At 64.1% G+C, this 448-nt stretch carries 1 protein-coding gene; it reads right to left on the reverse strand.

The window, feature by feature from the left end:
* Positions 1 to 448 (reverse strand): transposase (locus EIP75_RS23925; RefSeq protein ID WP_148100989.1); only part of this gene is annotated, 448 nt, incomplete at both ends.

Raw genomic sequence — 448 nt, forward strand, 5'->3', positions numbered from 1 at the left:
CACGGTGCGCCCCTTGGCGCCGGGCTTGTCCTTGGGGTGATCTTGCAGCCAGCGGCGCATCTGTTCTGCCTGTTGCTCGATGCGTTCAAGCTTGCGGGCATCGCGACGGGCTTGATCGTCCGATTGGGCATCGGCCTGACGGTGCGCTTCAACCATGCGCTGGGCTTGCTTCTCCAGCTTGTCCAACTGGCGCACGAAGTCGGCACGTTTGCCGCTCCTGGCCTTCGATGCGTTGGCTGGCAGCTTGACACCGTCGATGGCGAACATCTCGCGCCCGATCAGACCTTGGGCATCGCACAGCCACAGGACCTGGGCAAACAGCTTGGCTGCCTCATCGCCCAGTTGCGAGACAAAGGCGGCCAGTGTGGTGCTGTGAGGTTGGCTGTCGCCGCTGACGGCCATGAACAGCACGTTGTCGCGGCAGGCCGCCTCCATCTTGCGGCTGCTG

It is taken from the genome of Aquabacterium soli (genome assembly GCF_003933735.1).
In the GTDB taxonomy this organism is placed as follows: domain Bacteria; phylum Pseudomonadota; class Gammaproteobacteria; order Burkholderiales; family Burkholderiaceae_C; genus Aquabacterium; species Aquabacterium soli.